Raw genomic sequence first — 25,997 nt, 5'->3', positions numbered from 1 at the left:
ATTGGGAACTTAATTCTGAATTTGTTTCAGCGCTTTCTCGATGACCTCCGCATTGCCCAGAGAATCCCCAAAAGAGATCAGCCTGGGTTCCTGCCCCAGCACCGCCCTGCCGAACTGCTCGATTTCGAGCCGGTAGTTGTCCGGACAGTCCACGGTGAGCTCTTCGGTTTTCCCTTCCGAAGCCAGAAGGATTTTTCCCTCGCCCTCGGTATTGAACTCGGTCGGCACGGTCAGCGACCCTTTATCGCCGATAACCAGATACCGGTGGGAGCGGAAAATCGTCAGGCTGCAGTAAGAAACGGCGCGGATGCCGTTGGGAAATTCCATCATGATGCAGCTTTCCGTATCCACCGCATGTTTTTCGGAAACTTTCCCAAACGCGCTGACCCGGACGGGCTCGGCGCCGGCAAGGTAACGGATCAGGTTCAGGTTGTAGCAGCCGACGTCATAGGTCGCGCCGCCGTGCAGCGCTGCGGACAGACGGACATCCGCCTCGTTTTCCAGATTGTAGCCGTAACAGGATTCTATATATTTTACTGTACCCAAAGCGCCCGACTCCACAATGCTTTTCGCCTTTTGGGTCAGGGGGCTTTGCCGGTAAGCGAACGCCTCCATCAGGAGCACGCCGTTTTCGTCGCACGCCGCCTTCATTCGCCTGACCTCTTCGACGGACACGCCAAGAGGCTTTTCGCAGAGGACATGCTTTTTCTTTTCCGCGGCGCGCAGCACCCATTCGCAGTGCAGCCCGTTCGGAAGGGGAATATAAACCGCGTCCACGTCGGGGTCGTCCAGCAGCACTTCGTAGCTTTCATAGGTCTTTTGCGGGTGGAACTTTTCCGCGAACCGCTTCAGTTTTTCACTGCTTCCTCTGCTGGAAAGCGCCTGCAGGACCGCGTTTTCCGCATGCAGCATTCCCGGGAGCACTTTACGCTCCGCGATTCCCGCGCAGCCGAGGACTCCCCATCGAACCGTTTTTTCCGCCATTGCAGCAACATCCTTTCCGGACCGGTTTCCGTATGAATCTCAGCGAAGCGCAAGCCCCGCTTGTTTTACAGGTCTTTTTTATTCTGATCGAAGATTACCGCGATCAGGATGATCGCGCCCATGGCAATGGTCTGCCAGTAGGAGGAAACGCCCAGAAGACTGAGCGCGTTGTTGATGATTCCGATGACGCACAGGCCGAGGACGGTCTGGCTGATGCCGCCGCGTCCGCCGCTCATGCTGGTGCCGCCCATGGCGACCGCCGCGATCGCGTTCAGCTCGTAGCCGTTGGCCGCCGCGGGCTGGCCCGCCTGCAGCCGGGAGGAAAGCACTGCGCCGGCAAGGGCCGCCAGAACGGCGCAGATGATGTATACGTAAAATTTAACCCGTTTTACATTGATGCCGCTCAGCTGGGAAACATCCTCGCTGCTGCCTACGGCAAAGACATAGCGGCCGAAGCAGGTCCTGCGCAGGACCAGGAAAGCGACCGCGAGAATGATGATCATAATGATGACCATGACCGGAATCGGCCCAATATAGCCGAGGCCGAGCCACGCGTAAGCGTCCGGAAGCCCGAACACCGGCTTTGCGTTGGTATAGACATAGGCAAGGCCCCTCGCGATGCTCATCATGGCCAGTGTCGCCACAAAGGGAGGCACGCGCAGCTTTGCAATGTTAAACGCCGTGACCGTGCCGCAGATGCCGCCGACCATAAGGGAGGTTCCGAAGATCACCAGCAGGCTCACCGGGATTCCGGCGTTCGGCACAAGCTGGATCAGGGATGTGGACACGATGCCCGAAAGCGCCGCGACCGAACCGACGGAAAGGTCGATGCCGCCGGTCAGGATGACAAAGGTCATGCCCGTTGCGATCAGCGCGTTGATGGTGATCTGCATCAGTACGTTAATCAGGTTGCCCACTTCGGAGAAACGCGGTACAAAGATCAGGGAAACAATAAACAGTGCCGCCAAAAAGAGCACCATGGTGTAATCCTGGGTAATATGTCTGAGCTTTTTCATAGCAATTTCATTTTTCATTTTTATGCCTCCCGGCTCAGCCAGCGTTCAGGCTGGCAAGCTTCATTATATCTTTTTCGGCGACATTGGTATTGTCGAGCGTACCCGAAACGTGGCCCTCGCGCATGATCATGATGCGGGTGGAAACGCCGATAACCTCCGGCATTTCGGACGACACCATGATGATGCTTCCGCCGTTTTCCACAAATTCCTTCATCAGGGCGTAGATTTCGGCTTTCGCATTGACGTCGATGCCCCTGGTCGGCTCATCCATAATCAGGATTTTCGATTTCGCGACCAGCCATTTGGCGATAACCACCTTTTGCTGGTTTCCGCCGGAAAGGTTCTTGGTCCGCGCGTTTTCGTCCGGGGTTTTGGTATGGAGCCGCTTAATGTAGTCGCGGGCGACGTCCGTTTCCCATTTCCGGTCGATCACGCCGCGGGTGGAATTTGCGTAAAGGCTGGCGAGCGAGGTATTTTCCTTCACGGATTTCTGCAGCAGCAGGCCCTGGCCCCTTCTGTCCTCGGGAATCAGCCCGATTCCCGCCTTGATCGCCTGACGCGGAGATTCAAAGTGGACCTCTTTGCCAAAAACATAGCATTTTCCGCCGTCCAGCTTATCCGCTCCGAAAATCGCGCGCATCACTTCGGTTCTGCCCGCGCCGATCAACCCGGCTACGCCCAGGATTTCGCCCTTTCTGAGTTCGAAGGACACATCCTCAAATACGCCGCTGCGCGTCAGATTCTCTACCTTCAGCACGACTTCGTCCTTGACCGCGTCCTTTTCCGGCCGGTAATAAAACTGGGTCATCTGCCGTCCGACCATCAGGGTAATCATGTCGTCCTCCGAAATTTCGGATAACAGGGCCGTCTTAATCAGCTGCCCGTCGCGCAGGATGCTGATGCGGTCGCCGATGGCCGTAATTTCTTTCAGTCTGTGCGATATATAAATAACTGCGACATTGTTTGTTTTCAATTTATTGATGACGGTGAACAGTGCGTCCACCTCTTTGTTGGAAAGAGAGGAGGTCGGTTCGTCCATAATAACCAGCGAACTGTCCTGCGAGACCGCCCTGGCGATTTCCACCATCTGCCTGTCGGCGTTGTTCAGGCGGCGTATCATGGCCTTTGCGTTGATTTTGACTCCGATGGAATCCAGAATTTCCTGTGTTTTCTGATTCATGGCCTTTTTATCGATCAGATTGGTTCCCCTGATCTTCGGCTCGCGCCCGAGAAATATGTTTTCCGCTACGGTTAAATCGGGAATTACGCTCAATTCCTGATGGATTACGCTGATCCCGTGCGCCAGCCCCTCGCGGGTGTTCATAAAGCGCACCTCTTCACCATTGACTTTCAGGCTTCCGCTGTCGGTCTGGTATACTCCGGAGATGATCTTGATCAGCGTGGATTTTCCGGCTCCGTTCTCGCCTAAAAGGACATGGACTTCGCCCGGATAAAAATCTACCGAAATATCGGACAGCGCTTTAACCCCGGGAAAGGACTTATTGATATTGGACAACTCTACAATCGGTTTCTGCCCCATTTGTATGCTTCCTTTCCATACAAAATTAAATGGCGGGGACAGGCAATGGCTCACCCATCCCCGCGGAAAAATCAGGTAGGCTTATTTGGCGTTGGATTTATCGATGATATACGGAGAAATCGCGATCAGTTTTTCGACGGTCTTGCCGTTTACGGTGTCAACAGCCGCCTGAAGGGCGGTTTCACCGATCTTCGCGGGATCCTGTGCAACGTCTGCGACCCAGAGGCTGCCTTCCTTCTTGATTTCGGCAACGCCTTCCGCGTTTCCGTCAAAGCCGATGATTTTGACCTGTTTGTTGGCCGATTTGACGGAGGACAGAGCGCCCATCGCGGCCGGATCACCCACGCAGAAAACAGCGTCGAGGTCGGCGTGCTTCTGGAGCATGTTCTGCATGACGTCGGCAGCCTTCGCCTGGTCGCCGGAATAGTTCTGAACATCTACGACCTTCACGTCCGGAGCGTTCTTTGCGATCCACTCGGTAAAGCCCTTTTCACGGTTGACGCAGCCTTCGATCTCGGAATAGGTAATGACGGCGGCGTTGCCCTTTTTGTTGGCAAGCACGTTGTTTACCAGATATTCGGCAGCCAGCTCGCCGCCCTTGTAGTTATCGGTGGAAACGTGGCACACGGTGTTGCCGTCGGACGGAACATCCATTGTCAGAACCGGGATGTTTGCTTTTTCCGCAAGCTCAACCATGGATTTGCTGCCGGCGGAGTTGGTAGGGCAGAGGATGATCGCGTCGACCTTCTGCGTGATGAAGTCCTGAACCTGGCTGAGCTGTTTGCTGGCGTCCTGATTGGCGTCCTGAACAACGAGCTTTACGCCGAGTTCTTTTGCCTTGCTGTTTAACGCTGTTTCAATATTATTGTAGAAAACGTGTTCTCTGGTCAGAAGGCTGACACCGACGGTGATCTCCTTCTTGGCGCCGTCCGCCGTGGAAGCGGGCGTGCTCGCGGCTGCGCTGCTGGCGGCGGTACCCGGGCCGGAACAGGCAGCAAGAGTGGAAATAAGGGCCGCTGCTGCTAAAACGATACTTAATAATTTGCCAAACCTTTTCATTATTAATCCTCCTAAAAATTTATGAAAATGGATTTACTCCAAATTCGTCTTTTAAAAATATTTTTCAGGCTCTGTTGTCGCACCCGCACACCTGGATTTTGTGCCTTACGATTTCCTCGACCTGTTTTTTGCCCAGCTTCATAAACACCTTCGGGTCATAGACGGCTTCGTCCCTGAGGGCCTCGCGCACACCTTTGGTCAGTGCGGCGCGCAGCTCCGTCGCGAAATTCACCTTGCAGATGCCCAGCCCGACCGCGCGGCGGACCGCTTCGTCCGGCACGCCGGAAGCCCCGTGGAGCACGATCGGAATATTGACGAGCCCGATGATCTTTTCCAGGCGGACGAAATCGAGCTTCGGCTCCCCTTTATAAAAGCCGTGAGCGGTGCCGATGGCGACCGCCAGTGAACGGACGCCCGTCCTTTCGGCGAAGTCCTTCGCCTGCTGTGGATCGGTGTAGATATCCTCTCCGGCCTTTACCTCGTGGGTATCCTCCTTGCCGCCGACTCTGCCGAGCTCGCCTTCCACGTCGATATTCTTCTTTGCCGCGAGGTCGACGACCGCTTTGGTGACGGCGATATTTTCCTCGTAGGGAAGCTTGGAACCGTCGATCATGACGGAGGTGTAGCCGGAATCGATCGCCGCGGCGCACCGCTCGTAGCTGTCGCCGTGGTCAAGATGCACGGCCACCGGCATATCCGTCTTTGCCGCTTCCACCGCGACCATCGCGCGCAGCATGTCGAAGCCCGCGTAATTCACCGTTCCCGGCGTGGTCTGTATGATGACGGGGCTCCTCATTTCGTCGGCCGTCCGGATAACGGACTGAGCCATTTCCATGTTTTCGATGTTGAACGCGGCAACCGCGTAGCCGCCGCGCCTTGCGTCCAGCAAAAGGTCCCGGGTTGTTACTAATGGCATAATCAAGACTCCTATCTTATCCTATTTCCTCGGTATGAATCAGTGGAAGCATCTTTTGGAAGCTTTCCAGCGTACACATCTGGGTGCCCTCCAGCGTCAGGGAGCCGTGCGCCACGGCTACGCCGTAACGGAGCATCTCCGCGCAGGAAAGGCCGTGCACAATCGCGTAGCACATGCCTGCCACCAGAGAATCCCCGGCGCCCTGCACGCCCTTTACCTCGATATCCGTCCCCGCGCAGAAGTAAGCTTTCTCTTCGGTAATCAGCATCGCGCCGCCCTTGCCCATGGATACGCAGACCATGCCGACGCCCTGGCCGATGATTTTCCGGGCAACGCGGATGGCGTCTTCCTTTGACTGAATCTTTTCTCCGAAAGCTTCCTCAAGCTCGTCCTTGTTGGGCTTGATCAGGTACGGTCCGGCTTTGATCCCTTCCAGGAGCAGCTCGCCGTAGGCGTCGATCACGGTTTTTACGCCGTATTCCCTCGCCTTGTCCGTCAGGGTTTTATAGATATCCTTGGAAACGCCCGGCGGCACGCTGCCGTCCAGCACAAGCAGCGAGGTTTTGGGAAGATATTCCTCCACTTTCTTCACAAGGTCCGCGATGCAGTCCCCGTTTACGAAATTTCCACTTTCGTTCAGCTCACTCATCACGCTGGCTTTTCTGTCAAAAATCTTGATATTGGTGCGGAGCTGCCCGTTTACGTTTAAAAAATCGTTGCTGATCTTTTCGCTGTTTAAAAAATCTGTCAGAAGCGACCCGCCGTCCATATAATTGAAGCCCAGGCAGCGGGTTTCTTCCCCTATATTGTTCAGCGCGATGCTGACATTGATTCCCTTGCCGGAAACATCGCACCGGAAATTTTCCACATGATTGGTTCCCCCGTAGGTAAAGCCGTCAACGGTTACGGTTCTGTCGATGCACGGGTTCAGCGTAAGTGTGGTTATCATTCTTTGTACCCACCTTATTAATGTTATTGGTTCAAGTAGCTAGGCCTTGTTTGTAAAATCAAGAGTCTTGTCTTATTCGGCTAAAATCGCGTCTGACCGCGTCAAAAATGCTCGGCATACGGATAGTATTCCTGCGCTTTTTTCCTTGTCAGGCACAATTTTATCACGAAAATCCTTCGATTTTTAATTTACAAACAAGGCCTAGATGTTTTCTGAAGCCCAGTCCGACATTGCCTGAAAAATGATCCACACAGAAGTCGCTCCGGCGTCCTGAAGGCCGATCGCCTTGGTCCCATAGGATTTTGCGCGGCCGAACCGGGCCACACATTCCCGGGTGTATTCCATCCCTTTTTTCGCGCCAGCCGCGCACAGGACGAGGCCTTCTTTCAGGGAAACGCCCTTCGCCGCGCCTTCTTCCAGCCCGGCGGCCGCCGGTTCGAACGCGTCCACCATGGTTTTGTCGCCGACCCGCGCCTTGCCCCTTTGTTTCAGCGCTTCCAGCGCCCGGCGGAAAATTCCGGCCATCAGCGCCAGATCGGCCTGCTCATGAGGTTCCTGACGGGCGACGCCGCTGATGAACATCGTGCCGAAGAGCACGCCCGAAGCGCCGCCCATCGTGTCCAGCAGGGTCATGCCCACTTCCTGGAAAAGAGCCTCCACCGTGGGGAACTCCTTTCCCTCCAGAGCCGTTTTCACTGCCTTGAAGCCGAGCGCCATGCCGAAGCCGTGGTCGCCGTCCCCTATTTTCAGATCAATTTCCGTCAAAAAGTCTTCACTTTCCACAACCTTGCGCGCGACCGAAAGGAACATGTCCCGCAGCTGGCGCGTATTCATGGTATTTTCCATACTCTGTCTCCTAAAATCCCGGCGCCTGTAGAGCGCGTCCGTATTTATCTGTACTTTTTAAAGAACGGCGAATAGGCGGGCGCGTCGTAATACGGTTTCAGCTCCTCGTCCAGCTTCAGGATCGAAATGGAAAACCCGCCGGTCCCCTGCGGCTGGAAAAGCGTATCGATAAAAATATCGTGCAGAATGATTCCTTTTTCCCTGAGGCTCTCGGCCACCCTGCGGTTGACGATGCTCAGCTCCAGCAGGCTGGTAAAACCGAACCCGTTCACCATGACGGCGATCTCGTCTCCGCCGGAAATCCCGCTGTCGTCCAGCAGGTATTTCAGCATGGTATCCGCGATCTCATCCGCGGGCTTCAGCTCCGTGCGCAGGACACCGGGCTCCCCGTTGAAGCCCATGCCGTACTCGATGAAGCCGTCCGGCAGCTCGCACATGGCCTTTCCGCTGGGAAGATAGCCCGGAGAGGTCGTCACGCTGAACGTGAACGTGCTGCGGTTCGCTTTCTGAATGACCCGCACCGCGTCGTCCAGCCCCAGCCCGGCGTCGCACGCCGCGCCCGCGACCTTCATCACCATCGCGATTCCCGCCACGCCGCGGCGTTCGCTCTGCTGCTCCCGCGGGGCGCTGGTGATATCGTCCGCGACAAACACGCAGCGCGTACGGATGCCGTCCATTTCGGCGAGCTCGCCGACCAGCTCGAAATTCAGCACGTCGCCCGCGTGATTCGTACAGATATAGATAACGCCCTTTTCGTGGCGGACCGCTTTCGTCACATTTAAAATTGCCCGCGCGGGGGGCGCAATATACACATTGCCCAGCGCCGCGCCGTCCGCGAGCCCTTCCCCCACGTAACCGATGATCCACGGCTCGTTTCCCGAACCGCCGCCCGTCACGATGGACACCTTGTCCTTTTTCCGCTTTGTCAGAATGCCTTTGGACCGGGGCAGCGCTTCCAGCAGGTCCGGACAGGTGGCGATATAGCCTTCGAGCATCTGCTCTATCATCTGTTCCGGCTGGTTGATGATCTTATTCAAAATCCATTGTCCTTTCGCGTTTCATTGTTTTCCTCCGGATTGACCACGACAAGATCGACTCCCGTACCTTCGATCTGGCTTCTCAGCTGCTGGGGAATCCGGCTGTCCGTAATCAGCCGCGTAATATTTTTAATCGGGCTGATCCGCGCCATGGACGTATGCCCGAATTTGGTGGAATCGGAGATCAGGATGGTTTCGCGCGCGGCTCTGAGCACGCACTGTTTGACCTGTGCTTCATAAAGATTCGGGGTTGTAATTCCCGTTTCCACGGTAATACTATTACACCCGATAAACGCTTTATCCATACAGAGGCTGTTAATTGTGTTTTCCGCGAATCCGCCGACACAGGACATGATTTTGTGGCGGACGCTTCCGCCAATGAACACCAGCTCGATGTCATCGGCGTCCAGAAGCTCAAACGCGATGTTCAGCGCGTTGGTAATCACCACAATATCGCGCTTGCCGCCGTTTTTAATCAGCTTGACAAGCTCCAGCGTGGTGGAACCGGCGTCGATAAAAACGGTGTCCGTGGGATCGATGTACTCATACGCTTTTTTTGCGATCGCTCGTTTTTCGCCCGTGTTCTTCTTTTCTTTTTCTTTTTCTTCAAATTCACGAATGGTGGAGATGTTGACCGCACCCCCGCGGGTACGTCTTAAAAGGCCCTGCTCGTCCAGTTCATTCAGGATCTTGCGCACGGTCACCTCAGAGGTTTCCAGCGCCTGGCTCAGCTCCGGTACGGTTACGACCGGCTTTTCTTGCAGCATGGAAAGGATCAGGTTCTTTTTTTCTACAGTAAGCATAACGCTCTCCCTTTCGTTGTGTTTTAATATTATATCATTAACTTTCAAAAGTCAATATATTTTATAAAAAAATAAATTTATGAAACTTTTTGCTTTCCTTCTTCGAAACCTGTCCGATTTTGCTTTATTTTCTTATAAAATCTGTATTTAGTATATAATATATAGGAATATTAGTCAAAGAATTTCCGCCTATACCGAATTTTTATTTTTTCTTCTGTGTAAATATCAGTTCTTTGAGGTTAAAAACAGGATCAATAGCTTTCGAAACATTACGGTTATGGAGAATGGCTCTCCAAATTGACAAAGATGTAAAATGCAATCGGAATGCTTCTCCGCTCAAAATTTTTTCTCTGCCTTTACAAGAACGTATGTTCTGTGTTATGATAGAGCAAAGCCCTCTAAAGAGGGGAAAAAACTGCCTCCCTTCCGCGAGGGAGGTGCCGCGCCCGGTGCGACGGAGGGAGTTCATTGGGAAGCACGGTGCTTTCCGAATTCCTGTTTCTAATCGTCAGCTCTGCCCTCAGGCCGGGCGGGGACCTGCCGGTCGGGAAACGCCTACGGCGGACTCGACTGCAAACAAAATAATGAATCGATAACTAATCCCGTCGTTCTAAACAGCCCCGGGAATTAAGAATCCCCCTGCACCCCCGAGTATCCCCAAAGGTCTTTAGGAGATACGATACCGCTATGGTTTTCATTGACGGGGGAATACGCAAACTGGGACGAAACTCCCTCAAAGAGGGAGCCTAAAGAAACCAACCCCTGCCTCCCTCCGTGAGGGAGGTGTCGCGCCCGGCGCGACGAAGGGAGTCAATCACTCATAACTGTCTGAGTGCATTGCCGCAAGCAGGCGCCAAAAAGAACGGTACCCCATCATAAGGAGCTGAAAGACATGGACGTCTTTGATAAACTGAAAATTCTGACCGACGCGGCAAAGTACGACGTGGCCTGCACCTCCAGCGGAGTGGACAAAAAGGCTTCGCGCGGCGGGATCGGAAACGCCACCGCCTGCGGCATCTGCCACAGCTTCGCCGCGGACGGGCGGTGCATCTCGCTTTTGAAGGTGCTGATGACCAACGCCTGCACCTACGACTGCCAGTACTGCGTGAACCGCCGCTCCAACGACACGCCCCGCGCCGCCTTTACCCCGCGCGAGCTGGCAGAGCTGACCATCAACTTTTACCGCCGCAATTATATAGAAGGGCTTTTCCTCAGCTCGGGCATTCAGCGGAACCCGGACTACACCTGTGAGCAGATGATCGAGGCGCTGCGGATTCTGCGGGAGGAATACCGGTTTTCGGGCTACATCCATGCAAAGGCCATCCCCGGCGCGGACAGCGTGCTGATTTCCCGTCTGGGAATGCTGGCCGACCGCATGAGCGTCAACATTGAGCTGCCGTCCCAGAGCAGCCTGAAGCTGCTGGCTCCGGACAAATCGAAGCATTCCATTCTGGCGCCCATGGGATATATTCAGAACCGGATTCAGGAAAACACCACCGACCTTGTCAGATACCGGCACGCTCCCAGATTTGCCCCCGCCGGACAGAGCACGCAGATGATCGTAGGCGCCACGCCGGAGACGGATTTTCAGATTCTGAACCTGACCGAGGGCCTTTATAAAAAATACAAGCTGAAACGCGTTTTCTTTTCCGCCTATATGCCCGTTTCCGACAGCGCTCTGCTGCCCCCCACGGACACAAAGCCCCCGCTTCTGCGGGAGCACCGGCTGTACCAGGCGGACTGGCTTCTGCGGTTCTACGGCTTTTCCGCCAATGAAATCCTGGACGCCGGCCATCAGACCTTTAACCCTTATATAGACCCGAAATGCAACTGGGCGCTCAATCATATGGAATGCTTTCCTATGGAAATCAACCGTGCGCCGTATGCGGAGCTGCTGCGCATACCGGGAATCGGCGTGACCAGCGCCAAACGCATCGTTACCGCCCGGCGAACCGGGCCGCTGAATTTTGACGGGCTGAAAAAGCTGGGCGTTGTGCTGAAACGGGCGCAGTACTTCATTACATGCGGCGGAAAAATCGCCGACGGGCTGAAAATCACACAGGACGCCGCGCTACGCTCGCTGATGTCCGATACCGCGCTGGGCATGTACCGTCAGGGCGCGGGCTTTGAACCGGAGCAGCTTTCCCTGTTTGAGCAGCCGCGCCTGACACAGGAGGATGTGCGAAAATGCCTGACCGGTCAAATCTGATTTACTGCTACGACGGAAGCTTTGACGGGCTTTTATGCTGTGTCTTTGAGAGCTACGAAAAGCGTGAAATTCCCGCGGATATTTTTTCGCCCGACACGGAGCAGACCGTTCTGCTGCCGCAGAGGGAGATCGTGACCGATCCCAAAAAATCGGCCCGGGTGCTGGCTTCCATCCCGGGGAAAATGGGGATGGAAGCGCTGGATTTCGTACGCCGCGCTTATCTGACGTGCCTGCCCCGGAAAGAGCTTTTTATCCTGCTGTTTCTCCGCATGGGCTTTTCCTTCGGTCCCCGGGTGATGAATATGCTGGCGGACGATGTGGTAAACACGCTTTTTAAAGCGGTCAAGCACCTGACCAACGAAGCGCACCTGCTGAAAGGCTTTCTGCGCTTTTCCGTCTTTGACGGCGCGCTTGCCGCCGAGATCGAACCCAAAAACCTCGTGCTGCCCCTGCTGGCCCCTCATTTCCGGGAACGGTACCCGGAGGAACGCTTTTTGATTTACGACCGCACGCACTCCATGGCTCTGATCTATCAGCCCTACCGCTCGAAAATCATTTCCGCAGACGATTTCCAGATGCCCGAACCGGACGAGGAAGAACGTTCCTTCCGGGAGCTTTGGCGTCTTTTTTACAGCACCATCGAGGTGCAGGGCCGTCACAACCCGAAGTGCCGTATGAGCCATATGCCAAAGCGCTACTGGAACTGCATGACGGAATTCAGCACGGAGAGAAATACCCGAAAAAAACAGGAGCTGCCCGGGCGGCCGAAGCTTCTGAACGGTTCCGGTACGGAATCGTCAGGCCGATGATCATCTGTTTTTTATTTGCCGCCGCACCTTGCTTTGCGGGCCTTTTTCCATTGGGAAAAGGCCCGCTTGTAATTGTTCACAGAATACACCATTTCTTTTCACAATTATTTAAACTCTTTTTTGCCCAATTCCTATAGTCTTAATATTGACATTTTTACCCCTCGGCTGTATGATTGTATTAATCAAATAGTACATACTGGATAGAACTGTCAACGTGCTTTTTGTTCCACAAACGAAGGAGTGACTACCACTGTGAAGAAAAAAAGGAAAAAGATTATTTTGATCGCCGTCGCGGTGATTGTTGTAGCCGCGGTTGCGGTCAACGCATTTCTGCCGAAAAGTTCCGCGGTACCATCGGTGCAGAGCACCCCGCTAAGCAAAACCGAGCTGCGCAACACGGTCAGCACTACCGGAGTGGTGGAAAGCACCAACTCCGTAAAGGTATATACGGACCTGAATTATTCCGTCAAAACGCTGCCCGTGGAAGTCGGCGACCGCGTCAGCGCCGGAGACGTGCTCTGCAAGCTGGATTTCGGGGACCTGGAAGATACCATCGGGCAAAAGCAGGCCGCTTTGAGCAGCAACGCGAAGCTGGCTTATCAGAAGATACAGGCGAGCCAGAAGAAATACAACGATACCTCCAGCACTCTGAACGCCGGGCTGAATACGCAGATCAACGCCGCGCAGGACAAAGTGGACTCCGCCAAGCGCGATCTGGAGAATGCGCAGCAGAAACAGAGCGACGCGGAAAAGCATATACAGGAAAACCTGAACACCTCGCTGCTTTCCGCCAAACAGACGCTGAGCAGCGCCAAGCTTCAGCTTGACAACGCAACAAAAACATATAACGATTATAAGAAAGAATATAAGGACGACATGGACGGCACCTATGAATATGAATCTCAGCTGTCCCAGTACAGAAACGCCATGGAATCCGCCCAGCTTTCCTACGACAACGCGCAGAAAAACCTGAACGCCGTGGCGACCGCCGCGGACGAGGAGCGCGACCAGTACGTCAAATCGACCGCGGCGGCGCAGTCCGCGTATGACAGCGCGGTCAAGTCGCTCACGGCGACACAGACCTCCGTCAATCAGGACCTGAAAACGGCGCAGGACGACATTATTACCTCGAAGCTTTCCGCCGACGACACGGCGTCGGTAAAAGAACTGCAGGCGCTGCAGACCAAGCTTGACAAGTGCACGGTCACCGCTCCGAATTCCGGCACGGTCACCGCCGTTTACGCGGTGCAGAACGCCCCCGCGAGCGGCCTGATGTTTGTAATAGAGGACACTGCCGCGCTGAAAATGACCGTAAAAATCAAGGAATATGACATTACCAACGTAAAAGAAGGCATGAAGGTGGCTGTGACGGCCGACGCGATCGCCGATAAGGAATTTGAGGGCGTGCTCGAAAGGGTTTCTCCCGCTTCCGTCAAGGGAGCCGACGGCAAAGCCGCCAGCAGCAACGACGCCGAATTTGAGGCCGACGTTCTGATCACCTCAAAGGATACTCCCCTGAGAATCGGCATGAACGGAAGCGCGGACATCATTCTGGAACAGAAGAAGGACGTTTTCGCAGTGCCGTATGACGCGGTATCCGCCGACGCTTCCGGAAAGAGCGTTGTCTACGCCGCCGTGCCGCAGAAGGACGGAACCTTTAAAGTGCAGGCCGTCACCGTAACAACGGGAATTGAGACGGACGCAGAGGAGGAAATTTCCGGGGACGGGCTGAAGGAAGGCATGCAGATCATTTCCGACGCCAAAGAGATCAAGCCGGGCGAAACCGTCAAGCTTTCCGGCGCGGTGGAAGGAACCGAATCCGGAGGCGGCGCGGGATTCAGAGCGGCGGGTATGAGACCATGAATACTGTAATCGATATGCACGATATCGTTAAAACCTTTTACATAGGAACGCCCAACGAGCTGGAAATCCTGCACGGCATCACCCTGGATATTTACGAGGGGCAGTTTGTCTCCATTGTCGGCGCGTCCGGCTCGGGCAAATCCACCCTGATGAATATCATCGGCGCGCTGGACCGGCCGACCGCCGGCGACTACATCCTGGACGGCGTGCCAATCAGCAAAATGAGCAGCAACGAGCTTTCGGAAATCCGCAACAAAAAAATCGGGTTTGTTTTTCAGACCTTTAACCTGATTCCTCGTTCCACCTCGCTGGGCAACGTGGAGCTCCCCATGCTTTACGCGGGGATGCCGGGTAAAAAAAGGGCCGCCCGCGCGATGGAGCTTTTGAAGTTGGTGGAGATGGAAGACCGCTCAAAGCATATGCCCAACGAGCTTTCCGGCGGACAGAAGCAGCGGATCGCCATTGCCCGCGCCATGGCGAACGACCCCGCGATCATCCTTGCGGACGAGCCGACCGGCGCGCTGGACAGCACCACGGGCCGCCTGGTCATGGACCTGTTCCACAAGCTCCACCAGGAGCAGGGGAAGACGATCGTCCTGATTACCCATAACAACGAGCTGGCGATGGAAACCGAACGGATCATTACGATTCACGACGGCAGAATCCAGAGCGACAAAGACAACCAGCCTGTTTTTCAGGAGGAAAATCATGAATCTGCTTGAAAATATTTCTCTTGCCATCAACGGGCTGATCTCCAATAAAATGCGCGCCCTGCTCACCATGCTGGGCATTATCATCGGCATCGGCTCCGTCATCGCCATCACCTCCGTAGGCAACGCGATGACCACCTCCGTCAACGACGCGCTTGCAAATTTCGGCATTACCAACATTTCGGTTTATCTCTCCAGCAAGGAAGGCGGCGGAGGCGGCTCCCCCATGACGAAAGACGATTATATTTCAACCGATATGATCGCGAAATACCAAAAGAAATACGCCGACAAGATCACCGCAATCGGATTGAGCGCAAGTGCGGGGACCGGAAAAATCAAGAACGGCCACAAAACGTCCAATGTTTCCCTTTCCGGAGTCAATGAAGGCTCGATGCTGGTCGACAACATCACCGTGATCCGCGGCCGGTTCATCGCCGAAAAAGACGAGCAGCGCGTCAGCAAGGTCGCCGTGATTTCCGAGCGGCTGGCTGCGGAGCTGTACGGCTCGGCCGATAACCCGATCGGCAAGCAGATCCGCATGGAAACCAATTATGGATATAAGACCTTCACGGTCGTCGGGGTTTATCAGGAAGCTTCCTCTTCCATGTTTATGCGGCAGGACACGCGTACCACCTTTTACATTCCGGTAACGGCCGCAAAGGAACTGACCGGCGACGACGACGGATATCAGAGCCTGACGGTCATGGCCGCGCGCGGAATCGATTATACCCAGTTCGCCGACGATACGCAGAATTTTTTCAACACTTTTTATACCAAAAATAAATTCTTTCAATGCTTTGCTATGAGCCTGGAATCCCAGATTTCCGAAATGAATTCGATGATGGGCACCCTTACCCTTGCCATTTCCATTATCGCGGCCATTTCGCTGCTGGTCGGCGGCATCGGGGTCATGAACATCATGCTGGTTTCCGTCACGGAGCGCACAAGGGAAATCGGCGTGCGCAAGGCGCTCGGGGCGCCGGACAGCGCCATCCGCACCCAGTTTATCGTAGAGTCCATGATTATCTGCCTGATCGGGGGTATTTTCGGAATCATTCTGGGAGCCGGTCTCGGTTACGCGGGCGGGCTGCTGCTGAAGCAGGCGGCTTATCCCACCCCCTCCGCCATTGCGGTCGCCGTGGGCTTCTCCATGGCCATCGGCATTTTCTTCGGCTACTACCCCGCGAACAAGGCCGCAAAGCTCGACCCGATCGAGGCCCTGCGGTACGAATAAAATTATCCTATCATCATAAAAAACGCGTCCTGCCCGGGTTTTTAAGTCCGGTTGCAGGACGCGTTTTTACTTAACTCCCCCAATCGGGCATCTGTCACCGCCTACTCCCTCCGCCGCGCCGGGCACGGCACCTCCCGATCTGCCGGTCCGGAGCCGATGCCGCGAAAGCGTTCGTAGCGTTTCTGTACCAGCTCCTCCGGGTCAAGATTTTTGTTTCTCACAAGCGTTTCCCACAGGCCCTGTTTGATCTCCTGATAAGTCCTGTGGAAATTCCTGCCGCTTTCCCCGACGACGCGCTCGATCACCTTCAGCTCCAGAAGATCCTGCGCGGTGAGCTTCAGGCATTCCGACGCCTCTTTCACCCGGGAGGAATCCTTCCAAAGGATGCTGGCGCATCCCTCGGGGGAAATGACGGAGTAAATGGCGTTTTCCAGCATCCAGACCTCGTCGGCAACGGCGAGCGCGAGCGCCCCGCCGCTTCCGCCCTCACCGATCAGCACGGAGACAACCGGGACCCTCAGCGTCATCATTTCCATCAGGTTCTCTGCAATCGCCTGCCCCTGCCCGCGTTCCTCCGCGGCAATACCGCAGAACGCGCCGGAGGTGTCCACAAAGCACACCACGGGACGGCCGAATTTTTCCGCGAGCTTCATCTGCCGCAGGGCCTTGCGGTACCCTTCCGGATGGGCGGAACCGAAATTGCGGAAAACCTTTTCCTTGGTATCGTGTCCCCGTTCCAGAGCCACCACCGTCACCGGCATGGTATTCAGCCGGGCAATGCCCGCCACGACGGCCTTGTCGTCACCGAAACGGCGGTCGCCGTGCAGCTCGACAAAATCCTCAAAGATATTGGCGATAAAATCCGTTCCGGTCGGCCTGCCCTTGGCCCGGGCGGCGGCCACCTTGTCATAAGCGCTCATCCGCATTCCCTCCCTGTGTGCAGGGAAAGAAGCCTTGCAATCTGCTTTCTCTGGTTCTTCCGGTCGACAATCGCGTCGACAAAGCCTTTTTCCAGCAGGAATTCCGCCCGCTGAAAGCCCGAGGGCAGCTTCTGGCGGATGGTCTGCTCAATCACGCGCGGCCCGGCAAAGCCGATCAGCGCGTTCGGCTCGGCAAGGATGATGTCGGCCTCCATGGCAAAGCTGGCGGTCACGCCGCCGGTGGTCGGGTCTGTCAGAACGGCAATGTACAGGTTCCCCGCGTCGCTGTGCAGCTTGACGGCCCCGCTGGTCTTGGCCATCTGCATCAGCGAAAGGATTCCCTCCTGCATTCTGGCCCCGCCGGAAACAGTACAGCCGACAACCGGCAGGGAATGGTCACGGGCGTACTCGAAAATCCGTGTGATTTTTTCGCCTACCACCGTACCCATGCTGCCCATCATAAAGTGGGGCTCCATAACGAACAGCGCGCAGTCGTTTCCGCCGATTCTGGCGGTGCCGCAGACAACGGCCTCTTTCTCGGCGCTTTCCAGCCTTGCGTGCTTGATCTTTTCCGGGTAGCCAGGAAAATCAATCGGATTTTTGGAAAGAATTCCGCCGTAAAGCTCCTCAAAGGTATTCTCATCCGTCAGCATGCTGATGCGCTGGCGGGCGTTCATACGGAAATGATACCCGCATTTCGGGCAGACATTGCTGTTTTCATTCAGTGCGCCCGTAAAAAGCGTCTGTTTGCACGAGGGGCATAAAACGCACATTTCGCCCGGAACATCGGGCGAAACCGTTTTGAGATACTTGTTGTAATTTTCAAGCTCGTTTTTCGGCTTGCGAAAAAATTCTTTTTTCAGCACGGAACGTTACCCCGTTTCTCGATCAAATCGGTATAATAGTCGCCGGCGATAAATTCGCTGTCGCTCAGAATATCCATCTGCTGCTCCGCGTTGTGCTCCACGCCCTCGATCACCAGCTCGCACAGGGCCGCCTGCATTTTGCGGATGGCTTCCTCGCGCGTTTTGGCGTGTACGATCAGCTTGGCGATCATGGAGTCGTAAAACGGCGGAACGGTATAGTCCTGATACAGGGCCGTGTCAAAACGGACCCATGGCCCGCCCGGAATATGCAGAAAGGAAATGACGCCGCAGCTGGGGCGGAACCCGTCACGCGGATTTTCCGCATTGATGCGGCACTCGATGGCGGTGCCTTCGATCTTGATATCTTCCTGTTTATAGGAAAGAGGCACGCCGGACGCGATCCGGATCTGCCACTTTACAAGGTCGATTCCGGTCACCATCTCCGTTACGGGATGCTCCACCTGAAGCCTCGTATTCATTTCCATAAAATAAAAATTCCCGGTCTTATCCATCAGGAACTCGATGGTACCGGCGTTGACGTATTTGACCGCCCGGGCCGCCCTGACTGCCGCCTCCATCATCTTCCGGCGCGTTTCGGCGCCGACGGCGGGGGAGGGGCTTTCCTCCAGCAGCTTCTGGCGTTTGCGCTGGACGGAGCATTCCCGCTCGCCCAGGCAGACGACGTTCCCATAGCCGTCGCATAAAATCTGCATTTCGATATGCTTTACCGGGAACAGATATTTTTCCATGTAGACCTCGCCGTCGCCGAACGCGCTCTGCGCTTCCGCAGAAGCCGCGGCAAAGGCGTTTTTCAGCTCTTTGGCGCTGTTGACCGTGCGGATTCCCCGCCCGCCGCCGCCCGCACGGGCCTTGACCAGAAGGGGGTACCCGATTTTGTCGGCTTCCTGCTGAATCAAAGCGGGGTCGTCAAGGATATCGCAGCCCGGCACAACGGGGACCCCGGCCGCGCGCATCGTCTTGCGCGCCGCGTCCTTGTCGCCCATTTTGCGGATGAGGTCGGCGCTCGGCCCGATGAACGCGATGCCGCATTTTTCACAGAGCGACGCGAAGTCCGCGTTTTCGGACAGCAGCCCGTAACCGGGGTGGATGGCCTGCGCGCCCGTTACCACGGCGGCGGAGAGGATGGCGCTCATGTTCAGATAGCTGTCCTTCGCCTGCGCGGGGCCGATGCAGATGCTTTCGTCCGCAAGGCTGACGTGCAGGGAATCCCTGTCCGCCTCCGAAAAAACCGCTACGCTCGAAATTCCCATCTCCTTACAGGCGCGGATGATGCGGACGGCGATTTCGCCGCGGTTGGCAATCAATATTTTAGAAAACAAGCTTCAGCCTTCCTTTCCTGTCAGCCGCCGACCAGCGCGAAGGAAAGCTCGCCGGAAACCGCCAGCTGCTCACCCACATAGCCTTTGGCGCTTGCAAAGCAGAAAGGGCCTCTTTCCTTTGTCAGGCTGCACTCGACTGTGAGTGTATCCCCCGGGAGGACCGTGTGCTTGAAGCGCACCTTATCCAGTCCCGTATAATACGGCGTACGGCCGTTGATTTTCTCCCCGATCAGGATGCAGCATGCCTGCGCCAAGATTTCGCACAGAATAACGCCGGGAACGACGGGGTTTCCGGGAAAATGTCCCTTTAAAAACCATTCGTCCCCCCTGATGGTATAGGTCCCCTTCGCCGTTGTTTCCCCTGTTTTTTCCACTTGGTCAACCAGCAGCATGGGTTCCCGGTGGGGAATCATTTTCATGATTTCTTCTCTGTTCATAAAAAACCTCCTACCTGATCCGGAACAGTACCTGCGCGTACTCCACGACCTGGCCGCTGGCCGCGCAGATTTCGGTGATTTCCCCGTCGCACTCCGCGCTGATTTCGTTGAGCAGCTTCATGGCTTCAATGATACAGAGCGTGTCGCCCTTTTTTACGCGGCTGCCGACCTGTACGTACGGCTCCGAATCGGGGGAAGCGGAAGCGTAAAACACGCCGACGATCGGCGATTTCACTTCCACTCCTCCGCATTCCTTTGAGGGGGCGGGCGCCGCCTCGGCCGCGATCTGCGGCGGAACGGCTGTCGGAACGGGAAGAGCCTCCACGCAGACGGGTTTCCGCTCCAGCCGGAGGGAGATTCCGTCCTGTGTGATATCGACCAAAGTCAGCCCGTTTTCGCGCATGGTCTCCGCAATTTCCTTAATTTGCTGAATATCCAAACCAAAACCAGTCCTTTCCACATTCAAGTCCTATTCGCCGCGGTATTTTCGCAGGGCGATACAGGCGTTGTGACCGCCGAAGCCCAGCGAAACGGAAAGTGCGGCGCTGACGTCCTTCTCCCTTGCGGTGTTCGGCACATAGTCAAGGTCACAGTCCTCGTCCTTTTCGCGGTAGCCGACGGTCGGGGGGATCACCCCGTTTTTCAGGGCAAGCACGGAGGCGATCGCCTCGATCGCGCCCGCCGCGCCGAGCATGTGGCCGGTCATGGACTTGGTGGAGCTGATGCAGACATGGTACGCCCTGTCGCCCAGCGCCTTTTTGATCGCAATGGTTTCGGATTTATCGTTCAGGGGAGTCCCCGTACCGTGCGCGTTGATATAGATTTCCGTCTCTTCCTGCAGCCCGGCTTCCTCCATGGCAAGGGAAATCGCCCTCGCGCCGCCGACGGCCTCCGGGTGGGGAGCCGTAATATGGTGCGCGTCGCAGGTGTTGCCGTAGCCGCTGACTTCCGCGTAAATCTTCGCGCCGCGGGCCTTTGCGTGCTCATATTCCTCCAGCACCAGAATTCCCGCGCCCTCGCCCATGACAAAGCCGTCGCGGCGCTTGTCAAACGGGATGGAGGATTCTTCGGGGATATTTTTGGTGGAGAGCGCCATGCAGTTGGTAAAGCCCGCGATCGCGAGCGGGTTGACGGTCGCTTCCGCGCCGCCCGCAAGGATGACGTCCGCGTACCCGAAACGGATGGAGCGGAACGCTTCGCCCACCGCGTTGGTGGATGTCGCGCAGGCGGTCACGACCGGAAGGCTGGGGCCCTGCGCGTTGTATTTGATGGCGATATTGCCCGACGCCATGTTGGAAATCATCATCGGGACAAAGAGGGGGGAAACCTTCCTCGGCCCGCCCTTCAGCAGCTTATCGCACTCGTTGATGAAGGTGCTCATGCCGCCGATTCCGGAACCGACGTAAACGCCGAACCGCTCGGGCTCGACCTTGCCGAGAATTTCGCTGTCCTCCACCGCCTGCGCGGCGGCGGCAACGGCATACTGCGCGAACAGGTCCGTCTTGCGGATTTCGCCCTTTTCCATATAGTTATGCGGGTCAAAGTCTTTGACCTCCGCCGCGATTTTCACCTTATAATCGGCGGTATCGAATTTCGTGATAAAATCGATTCCGCTCCGGCCTTCCACCAGACTGTCCCAGAACGATTCCACGGTATTTCCGACGGGCGAAATCACGCCCATCCCGGTAACAACCACTCTTCTCATATTGAATCCTCTCTTACTGCGGCAAGCGCGCCGTCTTTACTCTGCCGGTACTCCTCTGAAAGAGTCTCGAACAGCTTTTTGACCGATACGATCTCTTTCACCTTGTAACCGTTCGCCCCAATAAACGCAAAGCCGTTTTCCATCCTGCCCCTGCCGGCGTTGATCAGCGCCATGGAGATGCAGTAGGGGCTTTCCTTCTGCTTGCAGGTAATAATGCAGTGGAACGGGCAGCCGGCGGGGTGCTTCTCCCCCTGTGCGGCCTGCTGAAGGAACCCGTTCACAATGGCGCGTCCGGGCATGCCCACGGGGCTTTGGATAATACCGATATCCTCCTTTTTACAGGCGACATAGGCGTTTTTAAAGGCGATGTCCGCGTCGCATTCCTCGGTGGCCACGAAGCGGGTCGCCATCTGCACCGCGGAAGCGCCCAGATCGAAAAACCGCCGGATATCCGCGCCGCTGAAAATCCCGCCCGCGGCGATCACGGGAATTTTGCGCCCCGCCTGCTCCTCGAGCGGGCGGACCGCCTCCAACACCTGCGGCACCAGCTTTTCCAGCCGGTACTCCGGGTCGTCGATCTGTTCCTTATGAAAGCCCAGATGCCCGCCGGCCATGGGTCCTTCGACGACAAACGCGTCGGGGGTGTAATTGTATTTTTCCTTCCACCATTTCGCAATCGTCCTGACCGCACGGGCGGAAGAAATAATCGGCACCAGCTTGGTTTTACAGCCCTTTCCCACAAAGGAGGGCAGGTTCAGCGGCAGGCCCGCGCCCGCGAAAATGACGTCGATACCCTCTTCGACAGAGGTTTTCACCATTTCGCCGAAGTCGCTCAGCGCAACCATCACGTTGACGCCCAGCACGCCCTTGGTTTTTGCGCGCGCCCGGCGGATTTCCTCCCGGAGCGCGGCAATGTTGTCCCGGGCACTGGGGCCGGTCTGATGCATCATGCCGACGACCGCGGCGGAAAGCACGCCGATTCCGCCCTCGTTCGCCACGGCGGAGGCAAGCCCGGAAAGGGAAATCCCGACGCCCATTCCTCCCTGCACAACGGGGGTCTGAGCCACAAGGTCGCCGATGACGAGTGGTTTCTGATCAAAATAAGCCATTGTATCCTCGATTCTCCGCATACAGCGCGGTTGACGTTATCACATGCAGAGGCCGCCGTCCATTTTAATGACCTCGCCGGTAAGATAGCCCGCCTCGTCCCCCGCCAGAAACGCCGCCAGCGCGGCAATGTCGCCGGGGGTGCCCATGCGCTTTAACGGAATGGCCTCCACGGCGGCTTCCCTGACCTTGTCCGTCAGCGCGGCGGTCATATCGGTGTCAATAAAGCCGGGGGCAATCGCGTTGCAGGTCACGTTCCGCGCGGCAAGCTCCTTCGCCGTAGATTTGGTCAGGCCGATCAGCCCGGCCTTCGCGGAGGAATAGTTGGCCTGGCCGGCGTTTCCCGTCACGCCGGAAACGGAGGTGATATTGATGATCCTGCCGCTTCTTTTTTTCATGAAGTGGCGGTAGGTATGCTTGATCATATGGAACGCGCCCTTGAGGTTCGTATTGACCACGGTGTCGAAGTCCTCTTCCTTCATCGAGAGAATCAGCCCGTCCCGCACGACGCCCGCGTTGTTGACCAGAATATCGATTCCGCCGAAGTCGGCAAGAATCGCGTCGACCGTTTCTTTGGTCTGCCGGTCGTCCGCAACGTCGCACCGGTAGGCTTTCGCCGTTACGCCGGACTGCCCGATCAGGGAACAGGTCTCCTGTGCCGCCGCTTCGTTTCCGGCGTAAAGGATGGCGACGTCGGCGCCTTCCTGCGCCAGCCTCAGCGCGATGGCTTTGCCGATTCCTCTGGAACCGCCGGTTACGACGGCCGTTTTTCCTTTCAGCATGAGGTCCTCCTTAACTCTTCCGCGGCGGCCCGCGCGTCCGCAAAGTTTTCCACATTGAGGATACGCACCTGTGAAGAGATTTTTTTGATCAGGCCGCACAGGGTTTTCCCGGGGCCGACTTCCACAAAGGTATCGATTCCGTCCGCAATCATGTTTTCCACGGACTTCTGCCAGTAAACGGGGTGGTTGATCTGCTCCGACAGCGTGACTTTCCCGTTTTCCCCGTAGGGCTTCGCATCCACGTTGGAATAAACCGGCAGGGAGGGCGTTTTCATCTCCACCGTTCCCAGCTCCAGGAGCAGCTTTTTTGCCGCCTCGTCCATAAACGGGGAGTGGAACCCGCCGCTGACCGCCAGAGGGACGGCTCTGCCGCCCGCTTTCTGCACATCCGCGCAGAAAGCGTCCATCGCGCTTTTGGAAACCGCGGCGACGGTCTGTCCCTTGCAGTTGTAATTGACAGGATAAGCGTTTTCATATCTGCCGCAAAGCTCCCTCACGGTTTCCACCGGGAGCTTCAGCACCGCAGCCATGCCGCTCGGATTCTTTTCCGCGGCATCCTGCATAAACGCCGCCCGCCGGCACACCAGCCGGATTCCCTCGTCCGGGCCGAACGCCCCGGCAAAGGTCAGCGCCGCGACCTCGCCCAGCGAAAAACCCGCGACCGCGTCGGGGGTGACCCCTTCGGCTTTCAGGCACTGTGCCGCCGCCAGATCCACGCAGAACACGCAGGGCTGCGTGTTGATGGTCTGGTTCAGCTCCTCCTGCGTACCGCCGAAACACTGTGCGGAGGTTCCGGGCCGCAGCGCGTCGGCGCGGTCGAACACCTCTTTCGCGGCGGGGCTGTTTTCGCAAAGGTCTTTGCCCATGCCGCTGTACTGGGTGCCCTGCCCGGAAAAAACAAACGCTATTTTACCCATCTTCCGGCACCACCCAACACAGTTTCCGCTTCCCCGAACATTTCCCGGATGATCTCCGCCGCGGGCTGCTCTTTATCGACAATGGCCGCGATCTGGCCCGCCATAAAGCATCCGTTTTTCTCGTCGCCCTCCACGGCGGCGCGGCGCAGCGCGCCGGAACCGAACGCCTCCAGGTCCTCTGAGGAAACGTCGGCATCGTATTCTTTTTTGGCAAATTCACGGGTGAAGGCGGTTTTCAGCGCCCGCACCGGATGTCCGGTACGCTTGCCGGTCGTCAGGGTATCGATATCCTTCGCGTGAAGGATTTTATTCTTATAATTCTGATGGACCCCGCATTCGTTCGCCACCAAAAACCGGGTGCCAACCTGCACGCCGGCCGCGCCGAGCAAAAACGCCGCCGCGATTCCCCGGCCGTCCGCAATACCGCCCGCCGCGACCACGGGGATATCCACCGCGTCGCACACCTGCGGCACCAGCGTCATGGTGGTCAGCTCGCCGATGTGGCCGCCCGATTCGCAGCCCTCGGCAATAACGGCGACCGCGCCGCACCGGGCGACGCGCTTCGCGATGCCGGTGGAAGCCACCACGGGCAGCACCTTGACGCCCGCTTCCAGCCACGCGGCCATATACTGCGAGGGGTTTCCCGCGCCGGTCGTTACCACCGGCACCCCCTCGTCGATGACAAGCCGGGCGACCTCCTGCGCGTAAGGGCTCATCAGCATGATATTAACGCCGAACGGTTTGTCCGTCAGCGTTTTCGCCTTGCGGATTTCGCCTTTCACCCATTCCGCGTTTGCGTTCATGGCGGAAATCAGGCCCAGCCCGCCGCCGTTGGAAACCGCGGCGGCAAGGGAAGCGTCCGCGATCCAGGCCATTCCTCCCTGTAGAATGGGATATTCGATCCCGAGCAGTTCACACAATGGTGTCTTGATCATCTGCAGTCCTCCTTGTCTTTCTGGTCGGAACCGTCTGTTCGCCCCCAGCGGAGGATACAGGCCCCGGTGGTCATGCCGCCGCCAAAGGCGGTCAGCGCCAGGATATTTCCGGCATGCAGCTCCCCCGCGCGGTTGAGCTCATCCAGCAGGATGGGGATGCTCGCCGAGGAGGTGTTGCCGAACCGTTCAATATTGTGCCGGTATTTTTCCGGCGCAATGGAAAGCTTGCCGATCGCCGCGTCGATAATCCGCAGGTTTGCCTGATGGGGCAGGACAAAGTCCACGTCCGCTTCCGTCAGCCCCGCTTCGCGGATGACCTGTGTCAGATCGCCGCACATAGCGGCCACGGCGAATTTATAGACATCCTTGCCGTTCATTTTCAGGTACGGGTCCACCTGTTTCACCTGAGAATACGGGCAGTTGCCTTGTGTGTTTTCCGCGTAGAGCGGGGCGGCGTCGCCCTTCGCCCCGATTTTGACGGAAAGCAGGCTGTCCCCCGGGGCCAGCACCACTGCGCCGGCCCCGTCTCCGAAAAGCACGCAGGTAGAGCGGTCCTGCCAGTCCAGCAGCCTGGACATGGCCTCCGCCGAAACAATCAGGATTTTTTTCGCCCTGTTTGCCGAAAAATAAGAAAAAGCGACATCCAGCGCGTAGACAAAGCCGGTACAGGCCGCGTTCAGGTCGAACGCCGGACAGACCGCACCCAGCCTTTGCTGGATTTCGCATGCAAGAGACGGTGTAATATGATCGCCCCGCGCGGTGGAGCAGATGATCAAATCCAGCTCCTCCGGCGCCGTGGAAGCGTCTTTCAGCGCGCGCGCCGCCGCTTCGGCGGCATAGTCGCACAGGGTTTCCGAAGTGGTAATGTGCCTGCTTTTGATCCCTGTGCGCGTGGAGATCCATTCATCCGAAGTATCAATCAGAAGCGACAGTTCCTCGTTGGTCTTTGTGCACGCCGGAAACGCGCTTCCCGTACCGATAATCGTAAAGCTCATTCTTTCCTCCGTGTTCCG

25 protein-coding genes are annotated in these 25,997 nt (G+C 56.7%); 5 read left to right on the top strand and 20 right to left on the bottom strand.

Features of this window, described 5'->3' with window-relative positions; all coding sequences use genetic code 11:
* Positions 1-9: 9 nt before the first annotated feature.
* The 9 genes from LY85_RS12060 to LY85_RS12025 all read right to left on the bottom strand — a co-directional run bounded on the left by LY85_RS12060 (position 10) and on the right by LY85_RS12025 (position 9,150).
* A complete protein-coding gene (locus tag LY85_RS12060) occupies positions 10-984 on the bottom strand; it encodes a Gfo/Idh/MocA family oxidoreductase (RefSeq protein ID WP_141826836.1) in 975 nt (324 codons plus the stop codon).
* 65 nt (positions 985-1,049) lie between these two features.
* Positions 1,050-2,018, bottom strand: coding sequence for an ABC transporter permease (locus LY85_RS12055; protein ID WP_141826835.1), 969 nt, complete (start codon positions 2,016-2,018; stop codon positions 1,050-1,052).
* Between the two features lie 16 nt (positions 2,019-2,034).
* Complete coding sequence (locus LY85_RS12050) at positions 2,035-3,540, bottom strand: sugar ABC transporter ATP-binding protein (protein ID WP_141826834.1); 1,506 nt, start codon at positions 3,538-3,540, stop codon at positions 2,035-2,037.
* An 81-nt stretch (positions 3,541-3,621) separates the two neighbouring features.
* Complete coding sequence (locus LY85_RS12045) at positions 3,622-4,599, bottom strand: substrate-binding domain-containing protein (RefSeq protein WP_141826833.1); 978 nt, start codon at positions 4,597-4,599, stop codon at positions 3,622-3,624.
* A 64-nt stretch (positions 4,600-4,663) separates the two neighbouring features.
* Positions 4,664-5,515, bottom strand: coding sequence for a class II fructose-bisphosphate aldolase (locus LY85_RS12040; protein WP_141826832.1), 852 nt, complete (start codon positions 5,513-5,515; stop codon positions 4,664-4,666).
* 16 nt (positions 5,516-5,531) lie between these two features.
* The gene (gene pfkB / locus LY85_RS12035) at positions 5,532-6,464 is read right to left on the bottom strand and encodes a 1-phosphofructokinase (RefSeq protein ID WP_141826831.1); all 933 of its coding nucleotides are present in this window, start codon (positions 6,462-6,464) and stop codon (positions 5,532-5,534) included.
* A gap of 201 nt (positions 6,465-6,665) precedes the next feature.
* Positions 6,666-7,310, bottom strand: a complete 645-nt coding sequence (gene dhaL / locus LY85_RS19565) for a dihydroxyacetone kinase subunit DhaL (RefSeq protein WP_243122542.1) — start codon at positions 7,308-7,310, stop codon at positions 6,666-6,668.
* Positions 7,311-7,354: 44 nt separating this feature from the next.
* Positions 7,355-8,347 (bottom strand): dihydroxyacetone kinase subunit DhaK, encoded by a 993-nt coding sequence (locus LY85_RS19560; protein ID WP_243122541.1) that lies wholly within the window; start codon positions 8,345-8,347, stop codon positions 7,355-7,357.
* A complete protein-coding gene (locus LY85_RS12025) occupies positions 8,344-9,150 on the bottom strand; it encodes a DeoR/GlpR family DNA-binding transcription regulator (protein WP_141826830.1) in 807 nt (268 codons plus the stop codon). Before LY85_RS12025 ends, LY85_RS19560 begins: the two co-directional genes overlap by 4 nt.
* 892 nt (positions 9,151-10,042) lie before the next feature.
* Here LY85_RS12025 and LY85_RS12020 point away from each other — a divergent pair.
* From LY85_RS12020 to LY85_RS12000, 5 genes are all read left to right on the top strand, one after another.
* Positions 10,043-11,359 (top strand): putative DNA modification/repair radical SAM protein, encoded by a 1,317-nt coding sequence (locus LY85_RS12020; protein WP_141826829.1) that lies wholly within the window; start codon positions 10,043-10,045, stop codon positions 11,357-11,359.
* Complete coding sequence (locus LY85_RS12015) at positions 11,338-12,168, top strand: TIGR03915 family putative DNA repair protein (RefSeq protein WP_141826828.1); 831 nt, start codon at positions 11,338-11,340, stop codon at positions 12,166-12,168. The genes LY85_RS12020 and LY85_RS12015 overlap by 22 nt, the downstream gene beginning before the upstream one ends.
* Positions 12,169-12,420: 252 nt before the next feature.
* Positions 12,421-14,031: an efflux RND transporter periplasmic adaptor subunit gene (locus LY85_RS12010; protein WP_141826827.1), complete on the top strand. Its 1,611-nt coding sequence runs from the start codon at positions 12,421-12,423 to the stop codon at positions 14,029-14,031.
* The gene (locus tag LY85_RS12005) at positions 14,028-14,753 is read left to right on the top strand and encodes an ABC transporter ATP-binding protein (RefSeq protein ID WP_141826826.1); all 726 of its coding nucleotides are present in this window, start codon (positions 14,028-14,030) and stop codon (positions 14,751-14,753) included. The genes LY85_RS12010 and LY85_RS12005 overlap by 4 nt, the downstream gene beginning before the upstream one ends.
* Entirely contained in the window at positions 14,740-15,975 is a 1,236-nt protein-coding gene (locus LY85_RS12000; RefSeq protein WP_141826825.1) for an ABC transporter permease, read from the top strand. The genes LY85_RS12005 and LY85_RS12000 overlap by 14 nt, the downstream gene beginning before the upstream one ends.
* Positions 15,976-16,076: 101 nt before the next feature.
* On the opposite strand, the gene LY85_RS11995 is transcribed toward LY85_RS12000, so the two are convergent.
* From LY85_RS11995 to LY85_RS11945, 11 genes are read right to left on the bottom strand one after another with little or no spacing between them, the layout of a single operon-like run.
* A complete protein-coding gene (locus LY85_RS11995; RefSeq protein WP_141826824.1) occupies positions 16,077-16,895 on the bottom strand; it encodes an acetyl-CoA carboxylase carboxyltransferase subunit alpha in 819 nt (272 codons plus the stop codon).
* Positions 16,892-17,761, bottom strand: a complete 870-nt coding sequence (gene accD, locus LY85_RS11990) for an acetyl-CoA carboxylase, carboxyltransferase subunit beta (protein WP_141826823.1) — start codon at positions 17,759-17,761, stop codon at positions 16,892-16,894. The genes LY85_RS11995 and accD overlap by 4 nt, the downstream gene beginning before the upstream one ends.
* The gene (gene accC / locus LY85_RS11985) at positions 17,755-19,101 is read right to left on the bottom strand and encodes an acetyl-CoA carboxylase biotin carboxylase subunit (RefSeq protein WP_141826822.1); all 1,347 of its coding nucleotides are present in this window, start codon (positions 19,099-19,101) and stop codon (positions 17,755-17,757) included. Before accC ends, accD begins: the two co-directional genes overlap by 7 nt.
* A gap of 20 nt (positions 19,102-19,121) precedes the next feature.
* Positions 19,122-19,538 carry a 3-hydroxyacyl-ACP dehydratase FabZ gene (gene fabZ, locus LY85_RS11980; RefSeq protein ID WP_141826821.1) on the bottom strand — a complete coding sequence of 139 codons (417 nt, stop codon included), beginning with the start codon at positions 19,536-19,538 and terminating at the stop codon, positions 19,122-19,124.
* A gap of 10 nt (positions 19,539-19,548) precedes the next feature.
* Complete coding sequence (gene accB, locus LY85_RS11975; protein WP_141826820.1) at positions 19,549-19,977, bottom strand: acetyl-CoA carboxylase biotin carboxyl carrier protein; 429 nt, start codon at positions 19,975-19,977, stop codon at positions 19,549-19,551.
* Between the two features lie 30 nt (positions 19,978-20,007).
* Positions 20,008-21,243, bottom strand: a complete 1,236-nt coding sequence (fabF, locus tag LY85_RS11970; protein WP_141826819.1) for a beta-ketoacyl-ACP synthase II — start codon at positions 21,241-21,243, stop codon at positions 20,008-20,010.
* Positions 21,240-22,352, bottom strand: coding sequence for a nitronate monooxygenase (locus tag LY85_RS11965; RefSeq protein WP_141826818.1), 1,113 nt, complete (start codon positions 22,350-22,352; stop codon positions 21,240-21,242). The genes fabF and LY85_RS11965 overlap by 4 nt, the downstream gene beginning before the upstream one ends.
* Positions 22,353-22,391: 39 nt before the next feature.
* Positions 22,392-23,132: a 3-oxoacyl-[acyl-carrier-protein] reductase gene (fabG, locus tag LY85_RS11960; RefSeq protein WP_141826817.1), complete on the bottom strand. Its 741-nt coding sequence runs from the start codon at positions 23,130-23,132 to the stop codon at positions 22,392-22,394.
* Positions 23,126-24,049, bottom strand: coding sequence for an ACP S-malonyltransferase (fabD, locus tag LY85_RS11955; RefSeq protein WP_141826816.1), 924 nt, complete (start codon positions 24,047-24,049; stop codon positions 23,126-23,128). The genes fabG and fabD overlap by 7 nt, the downstream gene beginning before the upstream one ends.
* Positions 24,037-24,984: an enoyl-[acyl-carrier-protein] reductase FabK gene (fabK, locus tag LY85_RS11950; RefSeq protein ID WP_141826815.1), complete on the bottom strand. Its 948-nt coding sequence runs from the start codon at positions 24,982-24,984 to the stop codon at positions 24,037-24,039. Before fabK ends, fabD begins: the two co-directional genes overlap by 13 nt.
* Positions 24,981-25,979, bottom strand: coding sequence for a beta-ketoacyl-ACP synthase III (locus LY85_RS11945; RefSeq protein WP_141826814.1), 999 nt, complete (start codon positions 25,977-25,979; stop codon positions 24,981-24,983). Before LY85_RS11945 ends, fabK begins: the two co-directional genes overlap by 4 nt.
* Positions 25,980-25,997 lie beyond the last annotated feature (18 nt).

The organism is Clostridium sp. KNHs216, assembly GCF_006714885.1.
Classification (GTDB): Bacteria; Bacillota; Clostridia; order Oscillospirales; family Acutalibacteraceae; genus Caproiciproducens.
Note: the sequence above shows the minus strand (reverse complement) of the source record. Positions and strands in the feature narration are given on the sequence as shown.

Bases quoted from the DNA above. Each gene is read 5' to 3' on its own strand.
- LY85_RS12060 (WP_141826836.1), bottom strand. From the start codon at position 984: ATGGCGGAAAAAACGGTTCGATGGGGAGTCCTCGGCTGCGCGGGAATC.
- LY85_RS12055 (WP_141826835.1), bottom strand. From the start codon at position 2,018: ATGAAAAATGAAATTGCTATGAAAAAGCTCAGACATATTACCCAGGAT.
- LY85_RS12050 (WP_141826834.1), bottom strand. From the start codon at position 3,540: ATGGGGCAGAAACCGATTGTAGAGTTGTCCAATATCAATAAGTCCTTT.
- LY85_RS12045 (WP_141826833.1), bottom strand. From the start codon at position 4,599: ATGAAAAGGTTTGGCAAATTATTAAGTATCGTTTTAGCAGCAGCGGCC.
- LY85_RS12040 (WP_141826832.1), bottom strand. From the start codon at position 5,515: ATGCCATTAGTAACAACCCGGGACCTTTTGCTGGACGCAAGGCGCGGC.
- pfkB (WP_141826831.1), bottom strand. From the start codon at position 6,464: ATGATAACCACACTTACGCTGAACCCGTGCATCGACAGAACCGTAACC.
- dhaL (WP_243122542.1), bottom strand. From the start codon at position 7,310: ATGGAAAATACCATGAATACGCGCCAGCTGCGGGACATGTTCCTTTCG.
- LY85_RS12025 (WP_141826830.1), bottom strand. From the start codon at position 9,150: ATGCTTACTGTAGAAAAAAAGAACCTGATCCTTTCCATGCTGCAAGAA.
- LY85_RS12020 (WP_141826829.1), top strand. From the start codon at position 10,043: ATGGACGTCTTTGATAAACTGAAAATTCTGACCGACGCGGCAAAGTAC.
- LY85_RS12015 (WP_141826828.1), top strand. From the start codon at position 11,338: ATGCCTGACCGGTCAAATCTGATTTACTGCTACGACGGAAGCTTTGAC.
- LY85_RS12005 (WP_141826826.1), top strand. From the start codon at position 14,028: ATGAATACTGTAATCGATATGCACGATATCGTTAAAACCTTTTACATA.
- LY85_RS12000 (WP_141826825.1), top strand. From the start codon at position 14,740: ATGAATCTGCTTGAAAATATTTCTCTTGCCATCAACGGGCTGATCTCC.
- LY85_RS11995 (WP_141826824.1), bottom strand. From the start codon at position 16,895: ATGAGCGCTTATGACAAGGTGGCCGCCGCCCGGGCCAAGGGCAGGCCG.
- fabZ (WP_141826821.1), bottom strand. From the start codon at position 19,538: ATGAACAGAGAAGAAATCATGAAAATGATTCCCCACCGGGAACCCATG.
- fabF (WP_141826819.1), bottom strand. From the start codon at position 21,243: ATGAGAAGAGTGGTTGTTACCGGGATGGGCGTGATTTCGCCCGTCGGA.
- LY85_RS11965 (WP_141826818.1), bottom strand. From the start codon at position 22,352: ATGGCTTATTTTGATCAGAAACCACTCGTCATCGGCGACCTTGTGGCT.
- fabG (WP_141826817.1), bottom strand. From the start codon at position 23,132: ATGCTGAAAGGAAAAACGGCCGTCGTAACCGGCGGTTCCAGAGGAATC.
- fabD (WP_141826816.1), bottom strand. From the start codon at position 24,049: ATGGGTAAAATAGCGTTTGTTTTTTCCGGGCAGGGCACCCAGTACAGC.
- fabK (WP_141826815.1), bottom strand. From the start codon at position 24,984: ATGATCAAGACACCATTGTGTGAACTGCTCGGGATCGAATATCCCATT.
- LY85_RS11945 (WP_141826814.1), bottom strand. From the start codon at position 25,979: ATGAGCTTTACGATTATCGGTACGGGAAGCGCGTTTCCGGCGTGCACA.